Genomic DNA, 26,713 nt, shown 5'->3' with positions numbered 1-26,713 from the left:
GATGCCTCGATGGTCGCCTCCAGGCGCGCCGCATGGGACGGCGCACGCAGTTATCCGGGAGGGCCGAAAGCTCTCGGTCCTCGCCGCAGGCGCGGGACGCGCGCCCTCGTCGCCGGTGTGAAGGCCGCGCTCACGGTGCTGAGCGTGGCGCTGGCCGCTGTGCTCGGCGCCCTTGCGGCGGGTTCGGTGGTGATGGCCCGAAAAGTCGTCACTCCGGCGCGCCGGCAGGCCGATACACGCATCCTCGCGCTCGACACCGCCGCGCAGACGATCACCCTGTCGCGCACGGCCGACACGGAGCTCCCGGGACGCTACGGCCTGTTCACCTCCGGCACGTCCGACTACATCAAGCTCGGCTCGGTGCTGTCGGAGGACGCATCGAGCGTCAAGCGCAAGCTCCTCACGCACATCCCGGCGGACGCGAGCCTCGCCCCCGAGGCGGCCTTCAGCGGCTGGTACTACGACCACCCCGAGCAGTTGCACCTGCCGTTCACCCCCGAGCTCATCGGCTCCACCGTCGGCCCGTGCCCTGCGTGGCAGTTCCCGGCCGGCGACGGTGACACCTGGGTCGTCCAGGTGCACGGGCGCGGCACGACGCGGGCCGAGTGCTTGCGGGCGGTGCCCGTGTTCCATTCGCTCGGCATCACGTCGCTCGTCGTGTCGTACCGCAACGACGGCGAGGCGCCGCGCAGCCGCAACGGCACGTACGCGCTCGGGGCCACCGAGTGGCGCGACATCGATGCTGCCGTCGGATTCGCACGGCGACGCGGCGCCCGCCGGATCATCGTCATGGGCTGGTCCATGGGCGGCGCGATCGCGCTGCAGCTCGCGCTCAACTCTGCGCACGGTGATGCCATCGCCGGACTCATCCTCGAGTCCCCGGTCGTCGACTGGCGGGTCGTGCTCAATTACCAGGCCCGCGCGGAGCGCGTTCCGGGCGCGGTCAGCCGTCTCGCGATCGAGGCGCTGCAGACCGAGTGGGCCTCCCCGCTGACCCGCACCGGAGCCGCCATCCGTCTCGACCAGCTCGACGTCGTCTCGCGGGCCGGGGAGCTGCGGCATCCGATCCTCATCCTCCACAGCGACGACGACGGATTCGTGCCGTCAGACGCGTCTCACGACCTCGTCGCCGCCCGTCCCGATCTCGTCGAGATGCAGGTGTTCGAGGTCGCGCGCCACACCAAGCTGTGGAACTACGACCAGGAGCGCTGGACCGCCAGCATCGGCGGGTGGCTCGCCGCTCACGGGATCGTCGCGGACTGACGACCCCCGGCGGGCATCAGTCCGCCGACTTGGCGCGCACCTGACGCTGGGCACGCAGAAGCATCCCGGTCATTCCGGAGATTCGCAGGGGTGACACCACTCGCGTGAGACCCAGCGTCTGCGGGAAGTCGCCCGGCACCGCCAGCACCTCCGCGGTCGTGAGGCCGGTGAGGCCATGCGCCAAGATGCTCGCGAATCCGCGGGTCGTCGGAGCCTCGGGCGGAGCGGTCGCGTGCATCGCGACGGCGCCGTCGGCGTCCACGTCCACGACGATGAACACCGGCGATTGGCACTCCACTACGCGCTCGTACAGCTCCGGGTGCCCCTCGTACTCCACGGGCATCGACGGCAGCTCGTACGAGTACTCCAGGAGCAGCTGGAGTCGATCGGGCTCAGGCAGCTCGAGGAACTCGTCGCGGATCTCGGCGAGGCGGTCAGGCAGGGCGGCTTCGGTCATCTCCGCCATTTTCCCACGGGACGGATGCTGCGGCTCAGCGCCGAGGCGCGTCTCCCGGCTCGGCACCCGCAACGATCGGCACACGCACCGCGCTGCCCCACTCGGTCCACGACCCGTCGTAGTTGCGGACGTCCTCGAAGCCGAGGAGGTGCTTGAGGACGAACCACGTGTGGCTGGACCGCTCGCCGATGCGGCAGTAGGCGACGATCGCGTCGCCGTCCTGGAGCCTGACCTCGCCGCGGTAGATGGCGTCCAGCTCCGCGCGAGGCCGGAAGCCGCCGTCCTCGGCGACGGCGCGCGCCCAGGGCACGTTCCGCGCCGCCGGGATGTGCCCCGCGCGCAGGGCTCCTTCCTCGGGGTACGCCGGCGCCGACGTTCGCGATCCGTCGTATTCCTCGGGGGAGCGCACGTCGATGAGCGGCCCACGGCCCAGGTGGGCGAGCACGTCGTCCTTGTAGGCGCGCAGGACGGAGTCGTCGCGCTCCACGACCGGGTATTCGGTGGGGACCGGGTTCGGGGCCTCCGTCGTGATCGGTCGTCCCTCGGCGATCCACCTGTCTCGTCCGCCGTCGAGGAGGCGGACGTCCTCGTGCCCGAACAGGGAGAACACCCACAGCGCATACGCGGCCCACCAGTTGTTCTTGTCTCCGTAGATCACGACGGTGTCGTCGCGGGAGATTCCCTTCCTGCTGAGCAGCGAGGCGAAGCCCTGACCGTCGACGTAGTCGCGCACGACCGGATCGTTGAGCTCGGTGTGCCAGTCGACCTTCACGGCGCCCGGGATGTGGCCCGTCTCGTACAGCAGGACGTCCTCATCGGACTCGACGACGACGAGGCCCTCGCGGTCCAGGTTCGCCTCGAGCCAGTCGCCCGTCACGAGTCGCCCCGGCTCGGAGTACTCGGCGAACTTCTCGGACGAGGTGTCGGTCTCGACGGTCATGGCGTCTCCTGGATTCGGGTGCGAGGTTCGAGCGGCCGTCATCCGCCATCGAGCGAGGGCGGGCGCGCACGGCTGACGGTTAGGGTTGAACCGTCGACTCCGACCCTAGATTCCCGCGCGGGGCGCCACACCGCCTCCGTAAGACACCGACACAGGATCCGTATGACCGTCTCCGCCACCCGAACCGGCGTCGTCCACCTCGCGGAGCGCGCCCCGCAGCTCGCCGGCGCCGAGATGGTCGCCGCTCTGGTCCCGCCGCCCCAGTTCGCCGACGCGACGTTCGACACGTACCGCGCCGACCCGGCCTATCCATCCCAGCAGGAGGCGAAGGACCTGCTCCAGGCGTTCTCGGGGGCTGCCGCGCCGGCCAAGGGCGGCCTGTTCCGCCGCGCGAAGCGCCCTGAACTCAAGCCCGGCGTCTACCTCGACGGCGGGTTCGGCGTCGGCAAGACCCACCTCCTCGCCTCCGTGTACCACGCGATGCCGGCGCGTCGGAAGTACTTCGGATCCTTCATCGAGTACACCGCCCTCGTGGGTGCGCTCGGCTACCAGAACACCGTCGAGCTCTTCCGCGGCGCGGATCTGCTCTGCATCGACGAGTTCGAACTCGACGATCCCGGCGACACCATGGTCATGACGCGGCTGCTGGGCGAGCTCGTCACCTCGGGAACACGGCTGGCCGCGACATCCAACACGCCTCCCAACGCCCTCGGCGAGGGGCGCTTCGCCGCGCAGGACTTCCTCCGCGAGATCCACGCGATGGCCTCGAGCTTCCAGACCATCCGCATCGACGGCACGGACTTCCGCCACCGCGCGGTCGACGGGCATGCCGTCGTGCTCGACCCGCCCCACTACGAAGCGGCGATCGCGACCGCTGCCGCCACGGCGCTCGCATCCGACGACACGTTCGACGCGCTCGTCGCGCACCTCGCGCACGTCCACCCCTCGCGCTACATCCGCCTCATCGAAGGGCTGGCAGTCGTCGGTCTGAGGGACGTGACCCCTTTCACCGACCAGTCGGCTGCGCTGCGGTTCGTCGCGTTCATCGACCGCGTCTACGACGCGCAGCTGCCGATCCGCGCCACCGGCACGTCGCTCGACCTCGTCTTCCCCGAGGAGATGCTCGCGGGCGGCTACCGCAAGAAGTACCTGCGCGCGATCTCGCGGCTGGTCGCCTCGACACTCGCCTGAACGGCCGGTTCGAGCGAAACGCACGGCCCGTGCTCGGCGCGCCGAAACACGATGTTTACGTACGCACCCCTTCCGTAACGAAGGGGAAACACGGGTCGTCCCGCTCCGGAAACGGAGCGTCGACACACTGAGGGAACCCGACGCTATACCTGCGTCCCTGCAGAGAGGTTCTCTTCGAGATGGATCAAGGCAACACCGCATTCATCCTGATAGCGGCAGCACTCGTCCTGTTGATGACGCCAGGACTTGCGTTCTTCTACGGCGGTCTGGTCAAGGCCAAGAGCGTCATCAGCATGATGATGCTGAGCTTCGGCGCCATGGGCCTCATCGGCGTGCTCTGGGTGCTCTACGGCTACGCGATCGCCTTCCCCGGCTCTGACGGCCTCGTGCCGCCGTGGTCGATCGACTGGTCGGCACTGGGCCTCCAGAGCCTGCTCGAGACCCCCGAGGGCGCCGCGTACCCGCCGCTCGCCTTCGTCGCCTTCCAGGCCACCTTCGCCATCATCACCGTCGCGCTCGTCTCGGGGGCGATCGCCGACCGGGCCAAGTTCGGCTCGTGGATGGTCTTCGCCGCCATCTGGGCGACGATCGTCTACTTCCCGGTCGCCAGCTGGGTGTTCAACTTCGGCCTCGCCGAGGACGGCAGCTTCGCCTACGGCGGCTGGATCACCTACGGCATGCAGGAGTGGTTCGGCGTCGGCGCGATCGACTTCGCAGGCGGCACCGCGGTGCACATCAACGCCGGTGCGGCGGCTCTCGCGCTCGCGCTCGTCCTCGGCAAGCGCGTCGGCTTCCAGAAGGGCGTCCACGTCCCGCACAACCCGCCGTTCGTGCTCCTCGGCGCCGGTCTGCTGTGGTTCGGCTGGTTCGGCTTCAACGCCGGTTCCGAGCTGGCCGCGGACGGCACCGCCGCGCTGGCGTTCGTCAACACGATCGCCGCTCCCGCGGCGGCGCTCCTCGCGTGGCTGATCGTCGAGAAGATCAAGGACGGCAAGCCCACGTCGGTCGGCGCCGCCTCTGGCGCGGTCGCGGGCCTCGTCGCGATCACCCCGGCGTGCGCCTCCCTGGACCCTGTCTGGGCGATCGTCCTCGGCCTGCTCGCCGGCGCCGTCTGCGCCCTGGCGATCGAGCTCAAGTACAAGTGGGGCTTCGACGACTCGCTCGACGTGGTCGGCATCCACTTGGTCGGCGGTCTCCTGGGAACCCTGTACCTCGGCTTCTTCGCCAAGAGCACCGGCCTTTTCTGGACCGGCAACGGCACCCAGCTGCTGGTGCAGGCGATCGCCGCCTTCGCCGTTCTGATCTACTCGTTCGTGCTGGCCTACGTCATCGGCTTCGCGATCGAGAAGACGGTCGGCTTCCGCGTCAAGAACGAGGACGAGGTCGCCGGCATCGACACCGTCGTGCACGGCGAGGAGGGCTACGTGCTCGAGGGCGCTCGCGGCTGACCCATCCGGCATCCGCTCCGAAGGGGCGTCGCGGTTCTCCCCCCACCGCGGCGCCCCTTCGGCGTGTGCGCGCCGCAGGCCGGCGCTCGTAGGATGACGACGTGACACAGCGAAGCGGGCTGCGCGGCATCGTGACCCGTATCCTCCGGCCCCACCTCGCGACAGGGTCCTCCACCACTGCACGCGCGTCCGAGGACGGCCGCAGCGGCCCGACGGCGACCGTGGAGGTGGCACCGCCCGGCAGGGGAGCGCTGCGGATCACGTACGTCCCGGACCACGACGGCGCCCCGGACGCGGGCGAGATCATCTGGACGTGGGTGCCGTACGCCGAGAACGACGGCCGCGGCAAGGACCGCCCGCTTCTCGTGATCGCGAGGCAGAGCGCAGATCGCGTATACGCCGTCCGTCTCACCAGTAAGCCGCACGACGGCGACCGGGATTTCCTCGCCCTCGGCACGGGGGACTGGGACCCGCAGGGTCGCCCGTCGTGGCTCGATGTCGAGCAGCTCTACAGCGTGCATCGCGACGGCATGCGGCGCGAGGCCTCCGCCCTCGACCCGAACCGATTCGTCCTCGTCGCCGACGCCCTACACCGTCGCTACGGCTGGGCCGTCGACAACTGACGCGAGAAGGCCCGATCATCTTCGTGACCGGGCCTTCTCTGGTGGTGGGCGATACCAGACTCGAACTGATGACCTCTTCCGTGTGAAGGAAGCGCGCTACCAACTGCGCCAATCGCCCGTTCCCCGAGGGGGACGACTAACAACCTTACCGGATGCAGCAGGGTGCCTCGAACCACATCGGCGAGACACGCGCGGGGTGCACTCGGTTTTGCAGGACGCCCGGGATCGGTTAGAGTCTTTCAAGTGCCCGGGTGAACAACCCGGGAACGAAATGCGGATGTAGCGCAGTTGGTAGCGCATCACCTTGCCAAGGTGAGGGTCGCGAGTTCGAGTCTCGTCATCCGCTCGAGTGCAGGGATCCCCGTCAGGAGGTCACGGCACGTGGGGTCAAACCACACGCGGTGGCGTGGCCGAGCGGCTAGGCACCGGCCTGCAAAGCCGTTTACACGGGTTCGAATCCCGTCGCCACCTCCACTCGAACTGAATAGCCCTTTCACGGGCGCGATTGGCGCAGCGGTAGCGCGCTTCCCTGACACGGAAGAGGTCACTGGTTCGATCCCAGTATCGCGCACCACCTGAAGCCCCCGCCCCGGCGGGGGCTTTCGCATTGCCCCGTACACATCAGCGGACGTGCTCCGAGGGATACACCTCTCTGATCCGCTCCTGGAAGAACCTGCCGGCACTGTCGGCCTCGCGGAGCGCCCGGTGCACCGAGGGCGGAACCGCGAAGTAGCGGTACACATCGCCGGACGTGAACTCGAGTTCGAGCACGGCCGTGTCGGCGTCATACCCGGCCGACACGATCGCCGCGGAATCGAGACGGTGTCGTCGCACGCCTTCAGGCTACGCCGGGGGCCCCGGCCGGCACTGCCGACACTGCGTCAGGCGTTCAACTCGGCGATGACCCTCGGGTACACGTCGATGTGGGCACGCGCGCCGAGGAAGACGTCGGCGTGGCCATACCCACGGAGCACGGTGAGCGAGTGTCGCCCTGGCTGGTGCCGTTCGAGGTACGCGTGGGTCTTCCTCTGGCTCTCGGGCAGGAACGCCCTGTTCTCAGCACCCGCGAACAAGGCGAACCTCGCCTGCGTCTGCGGCACCCCGGTCGCGAATCCCGACGGGAGTCCGCCCTTCGCGCGGATGGACACGAGCTGACCCGCCCGATCGGAGGCGGCGAGCTGCGCGTAGAAGCTCATCGGCACGCGGCCGAACTCCGTCGCCACCCAGTCGTGGGTCGCAGCATCCAGATTCGCGTGCCGCCACAGCGCGGGATGCCCGGATCCGAGCGCGAAGCTCGCCATGTTGCAGCTCGCGTTGCCGCACTCGGCGTGCCACATCCGCACCGCGTTTCGTGTCACGCGGGCAAGCGCGCGCTCGGGGCCGTCGCGCCAGGGGACATCGACGTAGGACTGCGTGCGCTGCATGAGCGGCCGCAGCGTGTGAAGCTTCACGCGCGCGAACGGCGGCATGACCGGATGCAACGACACGCCGTTCGATACGATCACGTCGACCTCGGGCACGAGGCCGCTCACCGCCGCCATGCTGAGGGCCGTCGATCCCTGACAGTGCGCCACGGTCCTGAGGGACGCGGCGCCGGTCTGTGCGATCACGTAGCGGACGGCCGCGGGGACGTCGTGGAGCGCGACGTCGTCGAGCGTCCACGGGCGCGGGTCGAGATCGGTCGAACCGCGCCAGTTGAGCATCCACACGTCCCAGCCGTCGTCGAGGAGCACGTCGACGAGCGTGCGGGCGACGGGTGGTCGGAACGACTCCGCACGCATCGCCACGCCGTGCAGCAGGAGGACCGGTCCCTTCGTGGGTTCGGAGTCGGTGCGCACGCGGATGAGCGTCATCGTGACGCCGTCGCCGGCGTCGATGAAGTGGACCTCGTCCTGATGCCGGAAGCGCGCCGTCGCCCTCACGATCGGTCCTCCGGAATGGGCGCCGACGACACCGCGGCCGGAACGGCACCGGGTGCGGGCGGTCCCGGGCGCAGGTAGACGTCTTTCATCGATCCGGCGAAGAACGCTCCGAACCGTGCGATGGAACCCAGCGACCCGGATCCCGACCCGCGGAAGGTCGTCAGCTGGCGGGCGAAATCGAGGGGGAGGATCCGCAGGATGCCCGCGCCGATCACGTCGGCGGGGGCATCCTGCCCGCCGTTCTCACCCGGCGGGACGTGCCCGCGCATCAGGGAGATGTAGAGCGTGGAGGTATCGGTCCACATGTCGAACCCGCGGTCGTTGCGCACGGTCTTGAAGCCGTACATCGTCAGCGGCTGTCCGGACATGTCGCTGAACCACAGTCGGTAGCGCATCTCGCGGGTGAGGGTGGTGTCCGCCGCCACGAAGAGGTTGGCCCAGCCGCGCTGCACCGGCAGCGTGCCGCCCAGCAGATCGCAGTCGACATACCCCTCGGCGACCGCGGTGTGATCCTCGCCGGCGGCGAACCGCTCGACGTCGGGTGCGGTGATCGTGAGTTGGAACATGAAGCGCTGCGCGAGCAGGCGCCCGAGCTCCCAGCCGGCGAGAGGATCCGTTTCCCCCAGGGCGAGATGGCCTTTCATCTTCTCGGTGAACTCCATGCCGCGGCCGGCGATCGGGTCGACCGGGGCATCGACGACGACCGGTGCCTCGGCGACCGCCACCGTCACGGGGTCGCTCGCACCCCGCCGTGGCGGCTTCGGCCGCTCGAGCAGGTGCTCGACGGCGCGATCCGCCATCGCCGCGATCGTGAGCGACGGGTTGGGTCCCACCGGCCCGGGCACTGCCGAGCCGTCCACCACGAAGAGTCCGGGGTGCCCGAACGACTCGCCCCAGCTGTCGACCACACCCTCCTGGGGAGCACGGCCCATCGGCGTTCCCCCCAGCGGATGGACAGTCACCACGCGCTTGGTCCACCACAGCGGGTTGTCGCGGAATCGTCCGCCGAGCGCCTCGGTGATGCCTTGCATCGTCGTGCGCATCGCGTCGAAGTACGCCTTGCTGGTCGCCGTCGTCCACTCCACCTCGAGCTCACCGTCGACGAGCGTGATCCGTCCGTCGGGAGTGTCGCGACCCATGCCGAGCAGAGGGAGCGAGCTCGACGTCAGCCGCCCCTGGCCGACGAGCTTCGCGACCTCGGCGGAGATCGTGGACTCGTTCCGGTTCGTCAGCCGGTGCGCGAGGATCTGCGAGACGACGCTCGCCGTGCGGCGCATCGAGGCGGTCACCTGCGCGGTCTCGACGAGCCAGCTCGTGAACTCGGGGAACCCGGCCTCCTGCACGTAGTAGCCGCGCCCCTGCCCTTCCTCGTCGAGCCCGTCGGGCTTGCGGATCGCGGTGGTGATGACGGGGCCGTACGCGGGGTCGATCACCCGCGTGTGACCCGCCTCGCTGGTCGACTGGGCACCGAAGCAGAAGGTCAGCAGGTCGCCGTTGCCGCTGAAGCGGGTGCCCAGTGCCCGTCCGATCGCAGGGAGTGCCACCCGGTTGCGCAGCAGCAGCGCGGTGGTGCCGAACGTGCCCGCACCCAGGAACAGATGATCGCAGGTGATCCGCACGTGCGTGCGCTCATGGCGACCGCTCGCGTCGCGTTCGCCGTAGCGCACGTAGCGCACCTCATAGCCGCCGCCGTCGAGGGGGGCGACGCCGTAGACCTCGCACTCGGTGCGCAGGTCGGCCCCGTGCGCCGCGGCGGCGGAGAGGTAGTTGTGGTCGAGCGTGTTCTTCGCACCCTCGTTGCAGCCGATGTCGCACTCGCCGCACAGGCGGCACGTCAGCCGGGTCGCGTTGTGGATGTTGCCGTATGGCGGCAGGTCGATGAGCTGCTTCTGCATCGGCTCGGCTCCGGGACGCGCGGAGAACGACACCGCGAGCGGCGGAGAGAAGGCCTGGAGCCCGAGCGTCTCGGCGGCATCCCTCAGTGCGCGCGCCTTGGGGAGGTCGGGGTACGGGTTCGGCACCGGCGTCATCATCGCCTCGACGGCGTCGTAGTGGCGGTCGAGGTCGTTGCGGCCGATCGGCCAGTGCTCGTACCCTCCGCCCGGCAGGGGCGAATCGTGCACGAACCAGCGCTCGTCCTTGCGAAGCAGCACGTTGGCGTAGATGAGCGAGCCGCCGCCGAGACCGGCGGAGACGATGCCCTCGAGCTTTCGGAAGGAGCGCACGTCGAAGAGCCCGAGCAGTTCGTCCTTCGGCTCCCAGAACGCCCTGCTCATCTCGTACGGATTGCGCGCGAAGCTGCCCGGCGGGTACGCCCGCCCCCGCTCGAGCAGCACGACGGAGCGGCCTGCCTCGGCGAGGCGGTAGGCGCTGACGGATGCTCCGAACCCGGAGCCGACGACGACGGCATCGACGTGCTCGGCCGCGGGCATCTCAGGCCACCTCTCTGCAGGATGTGCCCCGCTCTGCGTCGTTCTCGTCTTGCGTACGGATCATCGACTCCCTCTCTGCGGGCTCGGCGACACACTTGGTGGAGACGGTCGTACACCGGAGGAGTCCATCGCGCCGCAGAAGATACGTCGTCCCGGATCGCCCCCTCGGCACTCAAACTAGTGACCCCGGCGGCGGCGCCGCAACGGATGCCGCAGCCGCCGATCGCGCGGCGGGAAAGGTCATTCCGAAGATCCGCACGTCGGATGTACGAAGGATGGCCCGCGCATGCTCTCCTTCACTATGATTCGGGCAGATCCGCGGACCTGCCCTCCCGCGTTACCGTCGGCAATGAGGAGACCCAAGGTGCTCAGACGCTTCTACGCACGGATCAACCGCACGAGACCGTGGTACCGGCTCCCGTTCCTGCTGGGTCTGTTCAACCTCATTGCGCTGCGCGAGGAGCTCCGGGAGGACAACCTCGTCGACACACGCACGCCAGGCGGCGCCGGCCGCACTCCCGGCGTGACGCCCGCGTCGGCAGGCGAAGAGCGACGACGGTTCCGCACCGCCGACGGCTCGTACAACGACCTGAGCGATCCCGACATGGGTCGCGCGGGCACGCGGTTCGCGCGCAATGTCCCGCTGGCGCACGCGTGGCCGGCCGAGGCCGACGAGCTCATGACACCGAACCCGCGGGAGGTCAGCCGGAAGCTGATGCGCCGCGAGACGTTCACCCCGGCGACCTCGATCAACCTCCTCGCCGCCGCGTGGATCCAGTTCCAGACGCACGACTGGTTCGCGCACGGCAGGGAGCCCGCCGACGTCATCGAGATCGACGTCGCGGAGGGCGACGACTGGTTCGAGAACCCCATGCGCATTCCGCGCACCAAGATCGACGACACCCGTACGGACGCCGATCGCGACCTGCCTCCGACATTCATCAACAGCAACTCGCACTGGTGGGACGCTTCGTCGATCTACGGCAGCACTCCCGAGCGACGCGAGCAGGTGCGCAGTCACGTGGACGGCAAGCTCGTGCTCAAGGACGGGAACCTGCCGCTCGACCCGGCGACGGGCGTCGCACTCACCGGATTCAGCGAGAACTGGTGGGTGGGCCTGGGGCTGCTGCACACCCTCTTCACCCTGGAGCACAACGCCATCTGCGATCGGCTGAAGATCGACTACCCGGGGATGACCGAGGACGAGCTCTTCGGCACCGCGCAGCTGGTCGTCTCGGCCCTCCTCGCCAAGATCCACACGGTCGAGTGGACCCCCGCGATCATCGCCCACCCCGTGCTCAAGGTCGCGATGCGGGCCAACTGGTGGGGGCTCGCGGAGGAGAAGCTGCACCGCATGTTCGGGCGCCTGAGCAGGAGCGAGGTCATCAGCGGCATCCCCGGCTCCGCGTTCGACCACCACGGCTCGCCATACCAGCTGACGGAGGAGTTCGCCGCGGTGTACCGCCTGCACCCCCTGCTGCCCGACACCCTCGAAGTCCATTCGCTCGACGACGGCGCGCTGGTGGACAGCATGGAGTTCCAGGAGATCATCCTGCTCAACGCGCACCGCGTGCTCACCTCGGGAGCAAGGGTCCAGGACCTCTGGTACTCGTTCGGGGTGCAGCATCCGGGAGCCGTTCAGCTGCACAACTTCCCGCGCTGGATGCAGGACATCACGCTGCCCGACGGACTCCGCCTTGATCTCGCGGCCCTCGACATCATGCGCGACCGCGAGCGCGGCGTGCCGCGGTACAACGAGTTCCGGCGCCAGCTGCATCTGAAGCCCGCCGAGACGTTCGACGAGCTCACCGACAACCCCACGTGGGCGCGGGAGCTCGAGGCCATGTACGGCGACGTCGAGAAGGTCGATCTGCAGGTCGGGATGCACGCCGAGACACCTCCTCCAGGTTTCGGCTTCAGCGACACCGCGTTCCGCGTGTTCATCCTCATGGCGAGCAGGCGGCTGAAGAGCGACCGCTTCATCACCGACTGCTACACCGAGGAGTACTACACGAAGACCGGCATGCAGTGGATCGCCGACAACACGATGGCCTCGGTGCTCCTTCGGCACTACCCACAGCTCTCGCCGTCGCTCGACGGCGTGAAGAACGCGTTCGCGCCGTGGAGCGTCGTCGGGCCAAGGCCCGAAGGCTCCACGAGCACGGCAGCCGCCGCGGCATCCGCCGCCGGATAGACAGTCGGCCGACGCGCGGCCGCGGCCGAGAAGGGAAGTCATGACGATCACCGAGCAGGACCGCGAAGCGCGGTTCACCCTGATCCGCACGTATTGGGATGTGCTCATGGCCGCGGACATGGCGGCCTTCCGCAAGCTGCTCGCCCCGACCGCCGTCATCCACTATCCCGGCCAGAACCATATGTCGGGGGACTACACGACCACCGACGACATCATCGGGCTCTACACGCGACTGACGCAGTTCATCAAGGACGGCGTGTTCGTGGGCGAAGTCCTCGACATCACAGCCGGTGAGATCTTCACGACGGTGATCCTGAAGTACGAGATCCGGATGCCGATCAAGACGCTGCACGGGCGGGCGACAGGGATCTTCATCCTCGACGAGAACCATCTGATCAAGGAGTACTGGCTCCACGAGTGGAACCAGCAGATGATCAACTGGGTGTTCAGATCGTCGCGGTGGTTCGGCTGGACGATGAAGCTGCTCCCCGAGAAGCGCAAGAAGAAGTGACGATGGTGAAACCCCAGGCGAAGCACAAGCCCCTCCCTCCCGGCCGGTTCGGCCTGCCCTGGCTGGGCGAGACCCTCTCGATCCTCCGCAACAACCATCGCTTCTACCAGGACCGCCTCGAGAAGTACGGCCCCATCTTCAAGACGCGTCTGTTCGGCAACAGCTTCGTCGTCTTCTCGGGGCACGAGGCCTTCCACGCGTTCGCGGTGGACGAGCGAATCGTGCGCGGCGACGCGGACCCCATCTCGGCCGAGCAGATCTTCATGAACTCCCTCGCGCTGATCGACGGCGTGGAGCACCACACCCGCAAGGCCGTCATGCTGCGTGCCGTCGGCTTCCGCTCGGCCATCGCAGCGTACCTGCCCACCATGCAGGAGCTGCTGCAGCGCACGATCGATCCGTGGCTGGAAACCGGCACGGGCGGCGACCTGCGCGCCGATCTGCAGCGGTTCGCCGCGCGGCTCACCGGCGCCCTGTACACCGGTGACCGCAGCGAAGAGCACGCCGCCGAGCTGGATCGGCACCTGGCGAACATGCGCGACGCGTTCATGACCCTGCCCGTGCCGATCCCCGGCACGACCTACGGCAAGGCGATCGCGGGCCGCAAGCGCATGGACCAGATCATCGGCGAAGCGCTCGAGAAGCATCGGCGGGGTGGGTACGACGACATCGTGTCGCGCATGATCGACGCCGCGAACGATGCCGACGTGCCGATCGACGACCTGCGCGGCGACATCCGGCACCTCATCTTCGCGGGTCAGGGCGGCTACTTCGTGCCGCTGACCCTCACGACCCTGATCGTCGGCCAGCACCCCGAGATCATGGAGCGCGCCCGCGCCGAGGTCCTTTCCGTCGCACCCGACGGCCCCATCACGATGGAGCAGATCGAGCGGATGGAATATCTCGAGCAGATCTCCAAGGAGGTGCGGCGGTACTTCGCGATGAACTCGGCCACGTTCTTCGGGCGCGTGCAGGCCGATATGGAGGTCGGCGGCTACCGCATCCCCAGGGGATGGGGGGCGATGGGCGGCATCCACATCAACATGCGCAACCCGGACGTGTTCCCCGACCCGGATCGCTTCGACCCCGACCGGTTCGAGCCGAAGCGCGAGGCGGCCCTGCCGCCCGGCAGCTATGTTCCCCATGGCGACGGCCAGAGCACGCACCACCGCTGCCCCGGCGAGAACATCGTGACGGTCGCCGTGAAGGTGTATCTGACGCTGCTGCTGCGCAGGGCCGAGTGGTCGATCCCGGAACAGGACCTGACGCTCACGAACGAGCTGTTCCCGCTGCCGGCGAGCGGCCTGCGGGTGGACTTCCGTCAGCATGTCCCGGTCGTCGGCTGAGGCGCCCGGCGCGACGCGGGAGCGCGGACTGCGCAAGCTCCTCCATCTCACGCGGCTGATGGTCACGGGGGATCGCCAGCCGATCACGCGGACGCCGTCCGAGTTCGGGCTCGCGTACGAAGAGGTCGCCTTCGCCGCGAGCGACGGCGTCGCGCTGAAGGGGTGGTTCGTCCCGTCCGGCGCGGAGCGAGGCCCGGTCGTCGTGTTCGTGCACGGCTGGCTGTGGAATCGCACCGGCAACGTCGCGGGGCGCGTGCCGTTCGTCGACCGCGACGTCGACTTCCTCCCGGCGACGAAGGCGCTGCACGACGCCGGATTCCACGTGCTGCTCTTCGACCTCTCGAACCACGGCGAGAGCGGCAGCAGACCGCCGCTCACAATGGGGCGCTGGGAGGCGCGCGACTTCACGGGAGCGCTCGCCTACCTGCGGGAACGGCCCGACGTCGATCCGGCGCGCATCGGCGCGCTCGGCACGTCCGCGGGCGCGAACACCGTCATGTACGCCATTCCCGACGGACCCCCGGTGAAGGCGTTCCTCGCGGTGCAGCCGACCCGGCTCCCCGTGTTCAACCGCAACTTCGCGCGAGAGGTGCTCGGACCGCTCGGTCCTGCGGAAGCGGCGAGCACCGACCTGGTGTACGTCGCGCTGCGGGCCCCGCTGCCGAGCCGCCACGATCCGGCGATCCCCGCACGCGAGCTCGGCGACACCGTCGTGCAGTACGTGCAGGGAACCGGCGATCCGTGGGGCGAGATGCGGATCGTGGAGGAGTTCTCCGCGCTCACACCGCACTCCCTCGGCGTCATCGCGTACCCGTCGACGGGTCGCTACGAGGGCTATCAGTACGTGAGCAAGGAGGTCGACGAGGTCGTCGGCTTCTTCACCGCCCACCTCTGACGGCGCGAGCGGCGGGTCGCGGCATCCGTCTTCCGTCCGTCCGGCGGGATCAGCGGTGCCAGAGCCCGTCGTGAGCCGCCTGGCGGGTGTACTGACGCGGGTCGAAGAACCGGTCGTAGTACTCCAGCTCGAGGTGCGAGAACTGCAGCCACATGCCGGGCGTGTAGAACGCGTCCACGTGCGCGGGGAAGCGCCCGTAGGTGTCCCAGATGTAGTTGCAGATCTCCTTCGTGTACGCGATCTCGTTCGGCCCGAACCGCGTCCCCTTGTCGAGGAAGGCCCGCGCATCGTCGGAGTTGCGGTACGGGCTCGAGAACACCTTCTCGTTGCCGTACGCCGGCCCGGTCGCGCTGTATTTCGACTCGACGACCCGATCGACGGCTTCGTCCATCGACGATACGTACGGGGGAGTGAGCCCCTCGAGGATGCCGTCGATCCCCACCGGGTTCGCCTGCGATGCGGGCACCGGCGGCCATTTGCGATGCCTCGTCGGCTCCTCGAGACGGAAGCCGAGCCCGTGCCAGCCCTTCGCGTCGTCCTGCTGCCAGATGTATGGCGGGAACACCGAGCCGTGGATCCAGCCGCCGAGCCCCATCGACTGCCCGAGCAGCATGAGGTTCTGGAAGTAGAAGAACGCCTCGTAGTCGGTGCGCAGCGCTCCGCCGAAGCCGAGGGGCGCCTGGCTCTCCTTGTTGAGGTAGCCGCTGCGCACGCGGTCGAGCCCGCCGATGGGGTGATACGGGATCTTGGGCCCGATGCCCAGCCCGCCGGCGATCTTGGCGATCCACTCCACCGTGTTCTTCGGGTGGAATGTGCGCCAGTCGTCGAGGAAGAGCGGACGCATGCCTCCCGGCTCGGTGAGCAGGATGATGATCGCGTTGATGTATTGCCACGTGCAGTCGACGACAGGGAAGAAGAGCGTGGTCCCCGGAGCGTTGGAGGCCTGGTTGTTCCAGCCGAGGTAGTACGGCCATTCGCGGGGGAAGTCGAGCCGGCGGTCCGACACGCGCACCAGGCACTCGTCGGCCGCGCCGATCCAGTCGGCCTCCGTCCAGTCGCCCCACTTCGGCGGGAGGTCCTTCAGCAGCTCGAGTGCGCGCTGCCCCTTGGGCGCCTTCAGCAGGAAGATGCCGTCGTCGTTGATCATGAAGAAGTGCGTCGCCTGCGCGTTGTCGGCGCTGCTGCCGGTGCGGGCCATGATGTTGAGGAACGGCGTGCCGAGCTCGTCCTTGCCGTCCGTCTCGACGAGCGGACCGTCGTGCGTCGTGATCCCGGTGATCCCGGTGACGCACGTGATGAGGACCGCCTCCTCCAGTTTGCTCAGCGGCGCCGGCGCGTTGTGACTCTCGTGGCTCAGCGGGCCCGCGTTCACCGAGAAGCCGCGCGGGATGCGCCTGGTGCGGCGGTCGGTGAGCGCCGAGAGGAACGGGTAGCCCGCGAGGTCGGCGAGGCCCGCGTGCGCTCCCGCAGCTGCGGCATCGGTGGCGGTCGACGAGTCGATCGAAGTCATGGCGGCTCTCCTGGTTCGCGTCAGTTGTGCCGGTCGAGCCGGGCGGTGATGACGGGATAGACGTCGCGCGCGGCATCCTTCCCGATGAAGCAGTCCATATGGGCGTAGCCGGGGATGACGTCCCGGGTGTACAGCTCGGCGCCGTTGCGCTCGCGCAGCACGTCGTAGGTGATCTCGCTGCCCTCCGGCACGAACAGGCGGTTGTCGGCGCCGTGGAGGAAGGCGATCGGCAGACGCAGGCCCGACACGTCGTCGAGGTAGTCGTGCTCGCCGTCCGCGCTGACGGCGTGGTCCTCGCGGAGGATTCTCGTGATGTGGCGCAGCGTCGTCATGTTGGCGACGCCGAACGCCTCCTCGAGGTGGTCGTGCGTCGCCTCGTTCAGCTGCGCATGGTCGTACACCTCGCCGTACATGAACATGACCCGCCGGCAGAACGGGCGGTCGCACGGCTCGTCGCCCGCGGGGTAGATCGCGAGCGCCTTGTCGTAGAGCGTCTCGCCCCACGACGGGTCGTCGTCGAACTCGGTGGTCAGGGTGTCGAAGCCCAGTGCCTGCAGGATGTTCCCCGCGTAGATACCGGCACGCAGCTCGTTGAGCGTGCCGCCGCGCGGGTGCAGCGTGACCTGGGAGGCGACCGCCGAGCGCACGCCCTCGAGGCCCAGGCCCAGCGACATCAGCATCGTGAGCGATCCGACGCAGTGCGCCACGATCTGCACCGACTCCGCTCCCGACACCTCGCGCACCTTGGCGACCGCGGCCGGGTAGTCGTACTCGGCGATGTCGTCGAGTGTGAACTGCGTCCCTCCCGACGGCAGCTCCGGGCTCGCGCGGTAGTCGAGCACCCACACGTCGTAGCCGTGCTCGTAGAGGTACTCGGGGAAGTTCGTGTCGGTGGTGTCGATCGTGTACGCGAACGCCGACGTGCCGAACCCGGGGGTCAGGATGACGGGCCCCTTCGTTCCGCCCTCGAACCGCGTGAGGCGCAGCATGACCCCGTCGACGGTGTCGAATTCGTGGATCGTCGGTTCACCGCAGCGCAGGGCGCGCCGAACGCGTTCGTCCGAAGTATCCGTCGCCGTCGATGCGGCTTCGTGCTCGCTCATCTCGACCCCCAGCATCAGCCGTACGGAGATCGTCGCGGCGAGGCGGGACCGGCCCACGGGCGACGACGGAGTCAGCATATTGCCCGGCAGGCGCTCTCGTCACGAAGTTCAGGAGCCTCGTCGGGCGCCCGTGATACCCGCCCCCCGAGAACCACTGGCTAGAATCGTCGCGTGGAACTCGTCTGGTCGACCGCTGCAACGGCAGTGCAGACCGACACGCGAACGCTCGGCGCCTGAGCGGGCGGGGCGCGGCGTGCGCCCGAAGCTGAGTAGCCTTGATCCGAGCCATTCCCAGGAGAGTTTCCGTGACTGACGCTGTGTCCTTCCCCGCCGACGGCTTCGCCCTGTTCCCCGACCGCTCCGTGGTCGCGCTCCGCGTGAACGGCGAACTCAGAGACCTCGCGACGGTGGTGGAGGAGACGGATGCCGTGGAGCCCGTCACCATCGACAGCCCCGACGGCCTCGCGATCCTGCGCCACTCCACGGCGCACGTCCTCGCCCAGGCCGTCCAGCGCATCAACCCGCAGGCGAACCTCGGCATCGGCCCGCCCATCACCGACGGCTTCTACTACGACTTCGGCGTGGAGCACCCCTTCACCCCCGAGGACCTCAAGGCCATCGACAAGGAGATGGCGCGCATCATCCGCGAGGGCCAGCGCTTCGTCCGCCGCGTCGTGAGCGACGACGAGGCGCGCGTCGAGCTCGTCGACGAGCCGTTCAAGCTCGAGCTCATCGGACTCAAGGGCGGCGGGGCCGAGAAGACCGAGGGCGCGTCGGTCGAGGTCGGCGCCGGCGAGCTCACGATCTACGACAACGTCGACCGCGACGGACAGACCGTCTGGAAGGACCTCTGCCGCGGGCCGCACCTGCCGAACACCCGTATGATCGGCAACGGCTGGGCGCTGCAGCGCATCGCCGGCGCATACTGGCGCGGCAGCGAGAAGAACCCGCAGCTGCAGCGCATCTACGGAACCGCGTGGCCCACCAAGGACGAGCTGCGCGCCTACCAGACCCGCCTCGAGGAGGCCGCCAAGCGCGATCACCGCAAGCTCGGCAAGGACCTCGATCTCTTCTCGTTCCCCGACGAGATCGGTTCGGGCCTGTCGGTGTGGCACCCGCGCGGCGGCATCGTCCGCGGCGAGATGGAGCAGCACGCGCGTCGCCGCCACATCGCGGGCGGCTACACCTACGTGTACACGCCGCACATCTCGAAGGAGGACCTGTTCCTCACCTCGAATCACCTCGTCACGTACAAGGAGGGCATGTTCCCGCCCATCGTGATGGACGAGGAGCGCGACGAGCACGGCGAGATCACCAAGCACGGCCAGGACTACTACCTGAAGCCGATGAACTGCCCGATGCACATCCTCATCTACAAGGAGCGCGCGCGCAGCTACCGCGACCTGCCGATGCGCCTCGCCGAGAACGGCACGGTGTACCGCAACGAGCTCTCGGGCGCACTGCACGGCCTCACCCGTGTGCGCGGCTTCACACAGGACGACTCGCACCTGTTCGTCACGCCCGAGCAGCTGGAGGAGGAGGCGACCCGCGTCCTCGAGTTCGTCATCTCGATGCTGCGCGACTTCGGTCTCGACGAGTTCGAGCTCGAGCTGTCGATGCGCGACGACGAGAAGGGCAAGTGGATCGGCTCGGACGAGTTCTGGGACTACTCCACCAACGCCCTGCGCAACGTCGCCGTCGCGAGCGGGCTGAAGCTGACCGAAGTGCCGGGCGAGGCCGCGTTCTACGGTCCGAAGATCGACCTCAAGACCCGCGACGCGATCGGCCGCACCTGGCAGCTGTCCACGGTGCAGGTCGACCCGAACCTTCCCGAGCGCTTCGAGCTGGAGTACACGGACCGCGACGGTCAGAAGAAGCGGCCGATCATGATCCACCGCGCGCTGTTCGGCTCGATCGAGCGCTTCTTCGCGATCCTGCTCGAGCACTACGCCGGCGCGTTCCCGGTGTGGCTGTCGCCCGTCCAGGTGGTCGGCATTCCCGTCGCCGAGGACTTCGCGGACTACCTCGGCGCGGTCATCGACCAGCTGAAGGCCGAGGGCGTGCGAGCCGAGCTCGATCACTCCGACGACCGCATGCAGAAGAAGATCCGCACGCACACCACCCAGAAAGTCCCGCTCCAGCTCATCGCGGGCGCGCAGGACCAGGCAGGTGACACCGTGTCGTTCCGCTTCCGCGACGGCTCGCAGGAGAACGGCGTGCCGATCGCCGACGCCCTCCGCCGCGTCCGGGAGGCGATCGCCTCCCATGCGCTGGTCAACACCGCGGAGGACTTCGCGTGAACGACGACCCGCTTGCGGGGAGTCGCGAACGCGAAGTCACGGTCCCTGAGCCTGTCGAAAGGCGCGTGAGCCTCGACGAGGTCGCGTCGCGCGGCAATCCGGAGTCGGATGCCGCGAACCCCGCGCTCGTCGACGCCGCGACCCTCGCGGGGGTGCCGGACGAGTTCCAGCGCCTCTGGACGCCGCACCGCATGGCGTACATCCAGGCCGGCCCTGAGGTGCTGCGCAAGGAGTGCCCGTTCTGCGAGGCGCCGCGAAAGTCCGACGAGGACGGTCTCATCGTCTTCCGGGGCCGGACGGCGTACGCGCTGCTGAACCTCTTCCCGTACAACTCGGGTCACCTGCTCGTGTGCCCGTACCGCCACATCGCGACGTACGACGAGGCGACCGACGAAGAGGTCGCCGAGATCGGGCTGATCACACAGCAGGGCATGCGCGTGCTCCGTCAGGTCTCCCGCTGCGACGGCTTCAACATCGGGATGAACCAGGGTCATGTCGCCGGCGCCGGCGTCGACGAGCACCTGCACCAGCACATCGTGCCGCGGTGGGGTTCCGACGCGAACTTCTTCCCGATCATCGCGAAGACGAAGGCCCTGCCGCAGCTCCTCGGTGACGTGCGCCGTGCGATCTATGACGCCTGGAACGCCTGACCTGCGCTTCAGCGGACCTGCGTGACCTCGAACTGCAGGCGCGGGTTCGCGTAGGCGTCCTGCGATTCGATGAGCTGCAGCTCACGCTCGCCAGAGGCGTGGGTGCGCTCGAGAAGGTCGAAGACGCTCGAGGTGGTGCGGGCAAGGGCGTCGGCCGCATCGCCGGTCCGGCGGTGATGCGCCGTGAAGAGCGCCGCCGTGACATCGCCCGAGCCGTTGGCCTTCATCGGGATGTGCGGCGTCTGCACGATCCACGCGCCGTCGTCGGTGACCGCGAGCATCTCGATCGTGCCCTCGGCGCGATCCGGGCGCTCGACGCTCGTCACCAGCACGGTGCGCGGGCCCATCGCACGCGCGGCGTCCGCGGAGGCGAGGGTCGAGTCGAGATCCGACGGCTCGGTCTCGGTGAGGAAGCCCAGCTCGAACTGGTTCGGGGTGATGATGTCGGCGGCGGGCACCACGCGGTCGCGCAGCAGCGCCGGGATCGCGGGAGCCACGAAGCAGCCGGACTTCGCGTTGCCCATCACCGGGTCGCATGCGTAGATGGCGGCGGGGTTCGCCTCCTTCACCCGCGCGACCGTGTCGAGGATGACATCGGCGATACCGTCACCACCTTGGTAGCCCGAGAGGACGACGTCGATCTGCGGGAAGACGCCGCGGTCCTCGATGCCGGCGACGACGTCGCGCACGTCGTCGGGATCGATCATCGGGCCGCGCCATGCGCCGTACCCGGTGTGATTCGAGAAGTTCACGGTGTACACCGGCATGACCTCGACGCCGATGCGCTGCAGCGGGAAGACAGCGGCGGAGTTGCCGACGTGGCCGTAGGCGACCGCGGACTGGATCGAGAGGATCTTCACCGCTCGATCATGCCACTTCGCGCGTGACGAGCCGCCCACCCGCCGCGCGCACGGCCGCGGCCACGTCGACCGCGAGCCGTTCGGCGTCCGTGTCGTCGAGGTCGTGAACCGTGAGTCGGAGGCGGCGAGAAGGCCCGTCGCCGCCGAGCGCGAAGTCGTCGCCCGCGCGCGCGAGCCACCCGCGACGCATGAGCTGCTCCGACACCGCCCGCGCGGGCACCGGGAGCGGGATCCACAGGTTCAGGCCGTCCCCCGCATCCGCCGGCACCCCCTCGTTCGCGAGCCGCTCGACGAACGCGGCGTTGCGCGCCGCGTAGTGCGCGCCGGCGCGCTCGATCGCGGCCATGGTCGCAGCATCCGTCACCAATGCGTGGGCGAGTCGCTGCAGCAGGTGGCTCACCCACGTGGTGCCGGGGGTGAGGCGCATGGCGAGCCGTTCCGCGGTCTCTGGATCGGATGCCGTCACCGCGAGGCACATGTCGGGTCCGAGGAACTTCGACACCGACCTCACGAGCGCCCAGCGGCGATGGCCGGTGGCGACGAGGGAGTGGAACGGCCGCCGCGAGAGGAGCGAGAAGTGGTCGTCCTCGATCACCAGCACGTAGGGGTGCTCGCGGAGCACGTCGCGCAACTCCTCGGCGCGGCGCGCGGAGAGGCTGGCGCCGGTCGGGTTCTGGGCACGAGGCGTGTGGACGACTGCGCGGACGCCCTGCTCGAGCGCGGCGCGCAGTCCCTCGACAGTCATGCCCTCGTCGTCGACCGGCACGGGGACGGGGCGGTAGCCGCCGATCCGCACGGTGTGGATGCTCGTCAGGAAGCACGGGTCCTCGAGTGCGACGGCGTCGTCGCGCGTGAGCGCCTGGGCGAGCAGCCGCTCGACGGCGTCCGCAGCGCCGCTCGTGATCGTGAGGCGCATGTCGGCGTCGGCAGGAGCGAGCCCGTCGCGCATCCACTGGAGCGCCCAGCGCTCGAGACCCGGATCGATGACCGGTTCGCCGTAGAGGACCGGCCTGCCGGCCATCGCCGCGAGCGCTCCCGAGAGATCGGGGATCAGCTCGGGGTCGGGATTGCCGGTGCCGACATCGCGCAGCACGCTGCCCGCGGCGAAGCCCTCCTGGGCGACGGGGGAGAGGTCGGCGACGCGTGTTCCGCCGCGGCCCCGCGTCACGATCACACCCGCCTGGGTGAGTTGGCGGTACGCCGCCACCACGGTGTTGCGGTTCACGCCGAGTTCGTCGGCGAGGGAGCGCACGGGCGGCAGGATGTCACCGGGATGGAGGTCGCCGCGTTCGATGCGGGAGCGCAGGCTGTCGGCGATCTCGGATGCGGATCGGCCGCTGATGTCGAGATTCATGCCCGTCCTTCGGATGACGTCCTGCCCCGCCGAGTGCAGGGCCCAGCCCATGCTATCTTTTGGCCTAGGCCAATACTCGCATTGTCCTCACCCGTTGCGCATCCGCGCTCCGATCGAAGGGAAAGCTCGTGACCTCTGCCGACACGGGAACCGACCGCGTCAAGCGCGGACTCGCCGAGATGCTCAAGGGCGGCGTCATCATGGACGTCGTCACCCCCGACCAGGCGAAGATCGCCGAGGATGCCGGCGCGGTCGCCGTCATGGCCCTCGAGCGCGTGCCCGCCGACATCCGCGCGCAGGGCGGCGTCTCGCGCATGAGCGACCCGGACATGATCGACGGCATCATCGAGGCCGTCTCGATCCCGGTCATGGCGAAGGCGCGCATCGGCCACTTCGTCGAGGCGCAGGTGCTGCAGGAGCTCGGCGTCGACTACATCGACGAGTCCGAGGTGCTGTCGCCGGCCGACTACGTGAACCACATCGACAAGTGGAACTTCACCGTGCCGTTCGTGTGCGGCGCCACGAACCTGGGCGAGGCGCTCCGCCGCATCAACGAGGGCGCGGCGATGATCCGCTCGAAGGGCGAGGCGGGCACCGGCGATGTCTCGGAGGCTACGAAGCACATCCGCAAGATCACGGGCGAGATCAACGTGCTGCGCTCGATGACGAAGGACGAGCTCTACGTCGCCGCGAAGGAGCTGCAGGCGCCGTACGACCTCGTCGCCGAGATCGCCGAGACCGGCAAGCTGCCTGTCGTTCTGTTCGTCGCGGGCGGCGTCGCCACACCCGCGGACGCCGCGATGATGATGCAGATGGGTGCCGACGGCGTGTTCGTCGGCTCGGGCATCTTCAAGTCCGGCAACCCCGCCCAGCGCGCGGCCGCCATCGTGAAGGCCACGACGTTCTACGACGACCCCCAGGTGATCGCTGACGTGTCGCGCGGCCTCGGCGAGGCCATGGTCGGCATCAACGTCGCCGACCTGCCCGCGCCCCACCGCCTCGCCGAGCGCGGCTGGTGACGCCACCGCCGCGCGTCGGCGTCCTGGCACTGCAGGGAGATGTCCGTGAGCACGTGCGCGTGCTCACGGACCTCGGCGCCGAGGCGATCAAAGTCCGCCGTCCCGAGGAGTTGGAAGGCGTGGACGGACTCGTGCTTCCCGGTGGCGAGTCCAGCGTCATCGACAAGCTCTCTCGTGCCTTCGGCATGCGCGAGCCCGTCCGCGAGGCGATCGCCGCGGGCATGCCGATGTACGGGACGTGCGCCGGGCTCATCCTCCTCGCCGACCGCATCACCGACGGCATCGAGGGTCAGCAGACCTTCGGCGGGCTCGATGTCACGGTGCGCCGCAACGCGTTCGGAAGCCAGGTGGACTCGTTCGAGGTCGACCTCGACATCCCGGCGCTCGGCGAGCCGCCCGTGCACGCGGTGTTCATCCGCGCACCTCTCGTCGAGGAGGCGGGCGACGGCGTCGAACGTCTCGCGAGCCTCGACGACGGGCGCGTGGTCGCCGTCCGGCAGGGCTCGCTCCTCGGTACCTCTTTCCATCCCGAGGTGACGGGCGAGCACCGCTTCCACGCGCTGTTCCTCGACCTGGTCCGCGAGCGGGGCCGGTAACGGGGCAGGCACGATACGTCGGGGTAGATTCTGAATCATGACGATCAACGACTGGTGGCGCGAGCACCCCGAGGAGCGCTACTGGATGATCGCCCCGTCGCGCGGTGTCGTCGGCGACGCCCTCTCGGCACCCAAGGCCCAGGACGAACGCCGGTTCGAATGGTCCCACGAGCTCGTCGGGTTCACCGAGCCCGGCGACACGCTGTTCGTCTGGGACCGCACCTTGCCCGTGCCCGGCATAGCCGCGTGGGGCCGCGTGCTCGGCCCGCTGGGCGAGGAGACCCGCGAGCGCCGTGGCGACGACCTGCCGCACTGGCGCATGCCGATCAGCGACACCCTGCGTCTCGCCTCGCCGATCACTCTGCCGAGCCTGCGCCGCGTCGGCAGCGAGATCGTCACGGTGCGCGACCGGGTGGAGGAGCTCACCGCGGGACCCGTCTACTTCCCCTTCATCGGGTCGGCCGAGACGCTCGCACCGGCCCCCGCGTACCTCACGAAGGTTCCACGCGACCTCGTGGCGCTGCTGTCGTCGCGGTTCGGCTTCGAGTTCGCGCTGTAGCGCGGGGATAAACTAGTCCGTCGGGCGAGGCGTTCACACGCCCGCACCCGACGAGCGTGAATTCAGGAGGACCATGTCCGGGCATTCCAAGTGGGCGACGACCAAGCACAAGAAGGCCGTCATCGACGCGCGCCGTGCGAAGTCATGGGCCAAGCTCATCAAGAACATCGAAGTGGCCGCCAAGCTCGGCGGACCCGACCTGCAGGGCAACCCGACCCTGTTCGACGCCGTGCTCAAGGCGAAGAAGACGTCGGTCCCGAAGGACAACATCGATCGCGCGATCAAGCGCGGCGCCGGCATCGGCGGCGAGTCGGTCGAGTACGCCTCGATCATGTACGAGGGGTACGGCCCCAACGGCGTGGCCCTCATGATCGAGTGTCTGACCGACAACAAGAACCGCGCCGCGGCCGAGGTGCGCACCGCGCTCACCCGCAACGGCGGCACGCTCGCCGATCCGGGCAGCGTCGCGTACAACTTCACCCGCAAGGGCGTCATCGTCGTCGGTGGCGAGGGCACCAGCGAGGACGACGTGATGCTCGCCGTGCTCGAGGCCGGCGCCGAAGAGGTCGAGCCGCACGCGCAGGGCTTCGAGGTCATCACCGAGGCCACCGATCTCGTGACCGTGCGCTCCGCTCTGCAGGACGCCGGCATCGAGTACGAGTCGGCCGACGTCGAGTTCGTCCCCAACCTCAAGGTCGAGGTCGACGCCGACACCGCCCGCAAGGTCTTCCGCCTCATCGACGCCCTCGAGGACAGCGACGACGTCCAGAACGTCTACAGCAACTTCGACCTCACCGTCGAGGTTCAGGCTGAGCTCGAGAACGACGAGGACTGATGACAGGAACGGATGCTGCACCCAGGCGCGCCTGGCCGCAGCATCCGTCTTCCTCGCTTAGCGTGGGGGAGTGGCATCCTCCCGCGGTCGACTGCGCGTGCTCGGAATCGATCCGGGCCTGACGCGCTGCGGTGTCGGCGTCGTCGACGTCGCGCCCGACCGCTCGGCCGCCCTCGTGCACGTGGGAGTCGTGCGGACCGATCCCGGAACACCGATCGAGGAGCGGCTCGCACTGATCGCGCGGGGCCTGCGCGCCGTGCTCGACGCGCATGATCCCGACGTCGTCGCCGTGGAACGGGTCTTCGCGCAGCACAACCGCGCGACGGTGATGGGCACCGCGCAGGCCAGCGGCATCGCGCTGCTCGTGGCGGGCGAGAGGGGCATCACCGCCGCCACGCACACCCCGTCCGAGGTGAAGGCCGCGATCACAGGGTACGGAAACGCCGACAAGCGCCAGGTCCAGACCATGGTGGCGCGCGTCCTGAGGCTGGAGGAGCTCCCGAAGCCCGCCGATGCCGCGGACGCCCTTGCCCTGGCCCTCTGCCACGCCTGGCGCGGTGCTCCCGCGCAGTCCGCGGCCTCCGGGCCGCTGACCCCGGCGCAGCGCGCGTGGGTCGACGCGGAGCGGCTCGCCCGACGATGATCGCCTGCGGCGCCGTGCGTGTCGCTCGAACAAACGTCCGAACCGCCCCGTAGGCTCGACGC

Annotated in this window: 24 protein-coding genes and 4 tRNA genes; 18 read left to right on the top strand and 10 right to left on the bottom strand. The window is 69.0% G+C overall.

Annotated features, from left to right (window positions below; genetic code table 11):
- Positions 1-9 precede the first annotated feature (9 nt).
- Complete coding sequence (locus tag MRBLWH3_RS12420) at positions 10-1,263, top strand: alpha/beta hydrolase family protein (RefSeq protein WP_363432324.1); 1,254 nt, start codon at positions 10-12, stop codon at positions 1,261-1,263.
- Between the two features lie 16 nt (positions 1,264-1,279).
- Here MRBLWH3_RS12420 and MRBLWH3_RS12415 read toward each other — a convergent pair whose 3' ends face one another.
- Both MRBLWH3_RS12415 and MRBLWH3_RS12410 read right to left on the bottom strand, forming a co-directional pair.
- Positions 1,280-1,720, bottom strand: coding sequence for a SufE family protein (locus MRBLWH3_RS12415; RefSeq protein WP_363432321.1), 441 nt, complete (start codon positions 1,718-1,720; stop codon positions 1,280-1,282).
- A 34-nt stretch (positions 1,721-1,754) separates the two neighbouring features.
- Positions 1,755-2,660 (bottom strand): sulfurtransferase, encoded by a 906-nt coding sequence (locus tag MRBLWH3_RS12410; RefSeq protein ID WP_363432319.1) that lies wholly within the window; start codon positions 2,658-2,660, stop codon positions 1,755-1,757.
- Positions 2,661-2,822: 162 nt separating this feature from the next.
- Here MRBLWH3_RS12410 and zapE point away from each other — a divergent pair, with 162 nt between their 5' ends.
- The 3 genes from zapE to MRBLWH3_RS12395 all read left to right on the top strand — a co-directional run bounded on the left by zapE (position 2,823) and on the right by MRBLWH3_RS12395 (position 5,922).
- Positions 2,823-3,851 carry a cell division protein ZapE gene (gene zapE / locus MRBLWH3_RS12405; RefSeq protein ID WP_363432316.1) on the top strand — a complete coding sequence of 343 codons (1,029 nt, stop codon included), beginning with the start codon at positions 2,823-2,825 and terminating at the stop codon, positions 3,849-3,851.
- Between the two features lie 179 nt (positions 3,852-4,030).
- Positions 4,031-5,299, top strand: coding sequence for an ammonium transporter (locus tag MRBLWH3_RS12400; RefSeq protein WP_363432313.1), 1,269 nt, complete (start codon positions 4,031-4,033; stop codon positions 5,297-5,299).
- A gap of 101 nt (positions 5,300-5,400) precedes the next feature.
- Positions 5,401-5,922, top strand: a complete 522-nt coding sequence (locus MRBLWH3_RS12395) for a type II toxin-antitoxin system PemK/MazF family toxin (protein ID WP_363432310.1) — start codon at positions 5,401-5,403, stop codon at positions 5,920-5,922.
- A gap of 42 nt (positions 5,923-5,964) precedes the next feature.
- On the opposite strand, the gene MRBLWH3_RS12390 is transcribed toward MRBLWH3_RS12395, so the two are convergent.
- Positions 5,965-6,040: transfer RNA gene (locus MRBLWH3_RS12390), tRNA-Val, on the bottom strand.
- Positions 6,041-6,195: 155 nt separating this feature from the next.
- On the opposite strand from MRBLWH3_RS12390, the gene MRBLWH3_RS12385 reads away from it, so the two are divergent.
- The 3 genes from MRBLWH3_RS12385 to MRBLWH3_RS12375 all read left to right on the top strand — a co-directional run bounded on the left by MRBLWH3_RS12385 (position 6,196) and on the right by MRBLWH3_RS12375 (position 6,496).
- Positions 6,196-6,268: transfer RNA gene (locus MRBLWH3_RS12385), tRNA-Gly, on the top strand.
- Between the two features lie 54 nt (positions 6,269-6,322).
- Positions 6,323-6,396, top strand: a tRNA-Cys gene (locus MRBLWH3_RS12380).
- Positions 6,397-6,421: 25 nt separating this feature from the next.
- Positions 6,422-6,496 (top strand) — tRNA-Val (locus MRBLWH3_RS12375).
- Between the two features lie 47 nt (positions 6,497-6,543).
- On the opposite strand, the gene MRBLWH3_RS12370 is transcribed toward MRBLWH3_RS12375, so the two are convergent.
- Genes MRBLWH3_RS12370 through MRBLWH3_RS12360 form a run of 3 tightly spaced genes read right to left on the bottom strand, consistent with a single transcriptional unit; the run spans position 6,544 to position 10,276 of the window.
- Positions 6,544-6,756, bottom strand: coding sequence for a KTSC domain-containing protein (locus tag MRBLWH3_RS12370; RefSeq protein WP_363432307.1), 213 nt, complete (start codon positions 6,754-6,756; stop codon positions 6,544-6,546).
- A gap of 47 nt (positions 6,757-6,803) precedes the next feature.
- Positions 6,804-7,844 carry an alpha/beta fold hydrolase gene (locus MRBLWH3_RS12365; protein WP_363432304.1) on the bottom strand — a complete coding sequence of 347 codons (1,041 nt, stop codon included), beginning with the start codon at positions 7,842-7,844 and terminating at the stop codon, positions 6,804-6,806.
- The gene (locus MRBLWH3_RS12360) at positions 7,841-10,276 is read right to left on the bottom strand and encodes a GMC family oxidoreductase (protein ID WP_363432301.1); all 2,436 of its coding nucleotides are present in this window, start codon (positions 10,274-10,276) and stop codon (positions 7,841-7,843) included. The genes MRBLWH3_RS12365 and MRBLWH3_RS12360 overlap by 4 nt, the downstream gene beginning before the upstream one ends.
- Positions 10,277-10,640: 364 nt before the next feature.
- On the opposite strand from MRBLWH3_RS12360, the gene MRBLWH3_RS12355 reads away from it, so the two are divergent.
- From MRBLWH3_RS12355 to MRBLWH3_RS12340, 4 genes are read left to right on the top strand one after another with little or no spacing between them, the layout of a single operon-like run.
- A complete protein-coding gene (locus tag MRBLWH3_RS12355) occupies positions 10,641-12,470 on the top strand; it encodes a peroxidase family protein (protein WP_363432299.1) in 1,830 nt (609 codons plus the stop codon).
- Positions 12,471-12,510: 40 nt separating this feature from the next.
- Entirely contained in the window at positions 12,511-12,981 is a 471-nt protein-coding gene (locus MRBLWH3_RS12350; protein WP_363432296.1) for a nuclear transport factor 2 family protein, read from the top strand.
- A 2-nt stretch (positions 12,982-12,983) separates the two neighbouring features.
- Positions 12,984-14,327, top strand: coding sequence for a cytochrome P450 (locus MRBLWH3_RS12345; RefSeq protein WP_363432293.1), 1,344 nt, complete (start codon positions 12,984-12,986; stop codon positions 14,325-14,327).
- Entirely contained in the window at positions 14,308-15,222 is a 915-nt protein-coding gene (locus MRBLWH3_RS12340) for an alpha/beta hydrolase (RefSeq protein ID WP_363432291.1), read from the top strand. The genes MRBLWH3_RS12345 and MRBLWH3_RS12340 overlap by 20 nt, the downstream gene beginning before the upstream one ends.
- A gap of 49 nt (positions 15,223-15,271) precedes the next feature.
- On the opposite strand, the gene MRBLWH3_RS12335 is transcribed toward MRBLWH3_RS12340, so the two are convergent.
- Positions 15,272-16,732 (bottom strand): hypothetical protein, encoded by a 1,461-nt coding sequence (locus MRBLWH3_RS12335; RefSeq protein ID WP_363432288.1) that lies wholly within the window; start codon positions 16,730-16,732, stop codon positions 15,272-15,274.
- Positions 16,733-16,752: 20 nt separating this feature from the next.
- Entirely contained in the window at positions 16,753-17,835 is a 1,083-nt protein-coding gene (locus tag MRBLWH3_RS12330; RefSeq protein ID WP_363432285.1) for an alpha/beta fold hydrolase, read from the bottom strand.
- Between the two features lie 305 nt (positions 17,836-18,140).
- Here MRBLWH3_RS12330 and thrS point away from each other — a divergent pair, with 305 nt between their 5' ends.
- Positions 18,141-20,135 carry a threonine--tRNA ligase gene (gene thrS / locus MRBLWH3_RS12325; protein ID WP_363432282.1) on the top strand — a complete coding sequence of 665 codons (1,995 nt, stop codon included), beginning with the start codon at positions 18,141-18,143 and terminating at the stop codon, positions 20,133-20,135.
- A 152-nt stretch (positions 20,136-20,287) separates the two neighbouring features.
- Positions 20,288-20,785: an HIT family protein gene (locus MRBLWH3_RS12320; protein ID WP_414685404.1), complete on the top strand. Its 498-nt coding sequence runs from the start codon at positions 20,288-20,290 to the stop codon at positions 20,783-20,785.
- Between the two features lie 8 nt (positions 20,786-20,793).
- Here the strand turns inward: MRBLWH3_RS12320 and pdxY are convergent, their stop codons facing one another.
- The gene (gene pdxY, locus MRBLWH3_RS12315) at positions 20,794-21,645 is read right to left on the bottom strand and encodes a pyridoxal kinase PdxY (protein ID WP_363432276.1); all 852 of its coding nucleotides are present in this window, start codon (positions 21,643-21,645) and stop codon (positions 20,794-20,796) included.
- Between the two features lie 7 nt (positions 21,646-21,652).
- Positions 21,653-22,999 (bottom strand): aminotransferase class I/II-fold pyridoxal phosphate-dependent enzyme, encoded by a 1,347-nt coding sequence (locus MRBLWH3_RS12310; protein ID WP_363432273.1) that lies wholly within the window; start codon positions 22,997-22,999, stop codon positions 21,653-21,655.
- Positions 23,000-23,127: 128 nt separating this feature from the next.
- Between MRBLWH3_RS12310 and pdxS the strand changes: the two genes are divergently transcribed.
- The 5 genes from pdxS (at position 23,128) to ruvC (ending at position 26,651) form a co-directional block, all read left to right on the top strand.
- A complete protein-coding gene (gene pdxS, locus MRBLWH3_RS12305) occupies positions 23,128-24,018 on the top strand; it encodes a pyridoxal 5'-phosphate synthase lyase subunit PdxS (RefSeq protein ID WP_363432270.1) in 891 nt (296 codons plus the stop codon).
- On the top strand, positions 24,012-24,614 hold the full coding sequence (pdxT, locus tag MRBLWH3_RS12300; protein WP_363435486.1) for a pyridoxal 5'-phosphate synthase glutaminase subunit PdxT: 603 nt from the start codon (positions 24,012-24,014) through the stop codon (positions 24,612-24,614). The genes pdxS and pdxT overlap by 7 nt, the downstream gene beginning before the upstream one ends.
- Before the next feature lie 37 nt (positions 24,615-24,651).
- A complete protein-coding gene (locus tag MRBLWH3_RS12295) occupies positions 24,652-25,173 on the top strand; it encodes a hypothetical protein (RefSeq protein WP_363432268.1) in 522 nt (173 codons plus the stop codon).
- Positions 25,174-25,246: 73 nt separating this feature from the next.
- The gene (locus MRBLWH3_RS12290; protein WP_363432265.1) at positions 25,247-26,008 is read left to right on the top strand and encodes a YebC/PmpR family DNA-binding transcriptional regulator; all 762 of its coding nucleotides are present in this window, start codon (positions 25,247-25,249) and stop codon (positions 26,006-26,008) included.
- A gap of 70 nt (positions 26,009-26,078) precedes the next feature.
- Complete coding sequence (gene ruvC, locus MRBLWH3_RS12285; protein WP_363432262.1) at positions 26,079-26,651, top strand: crossover junction endodeoxyribonuclease RuvC; 573 nt, start codon at positions 26,079-26,081, stop codon at positions 26,649-26,651.
- Positions 26,652-26,713 lie beyond the last annotated feature (62 nt).

This window comes from Microbacterium sp. LWH3-1.2 (assembly GCF_040675855.1).
Classification (GTDB): domain Bacteria; phylum Actinomycetota; class Actinomycetes; order Actinomycetales; family Microbacteriaceae; genus Microbacterium.
This window is presented reverse-complemented; position numbering and strand designations above follow the sequence as displayed.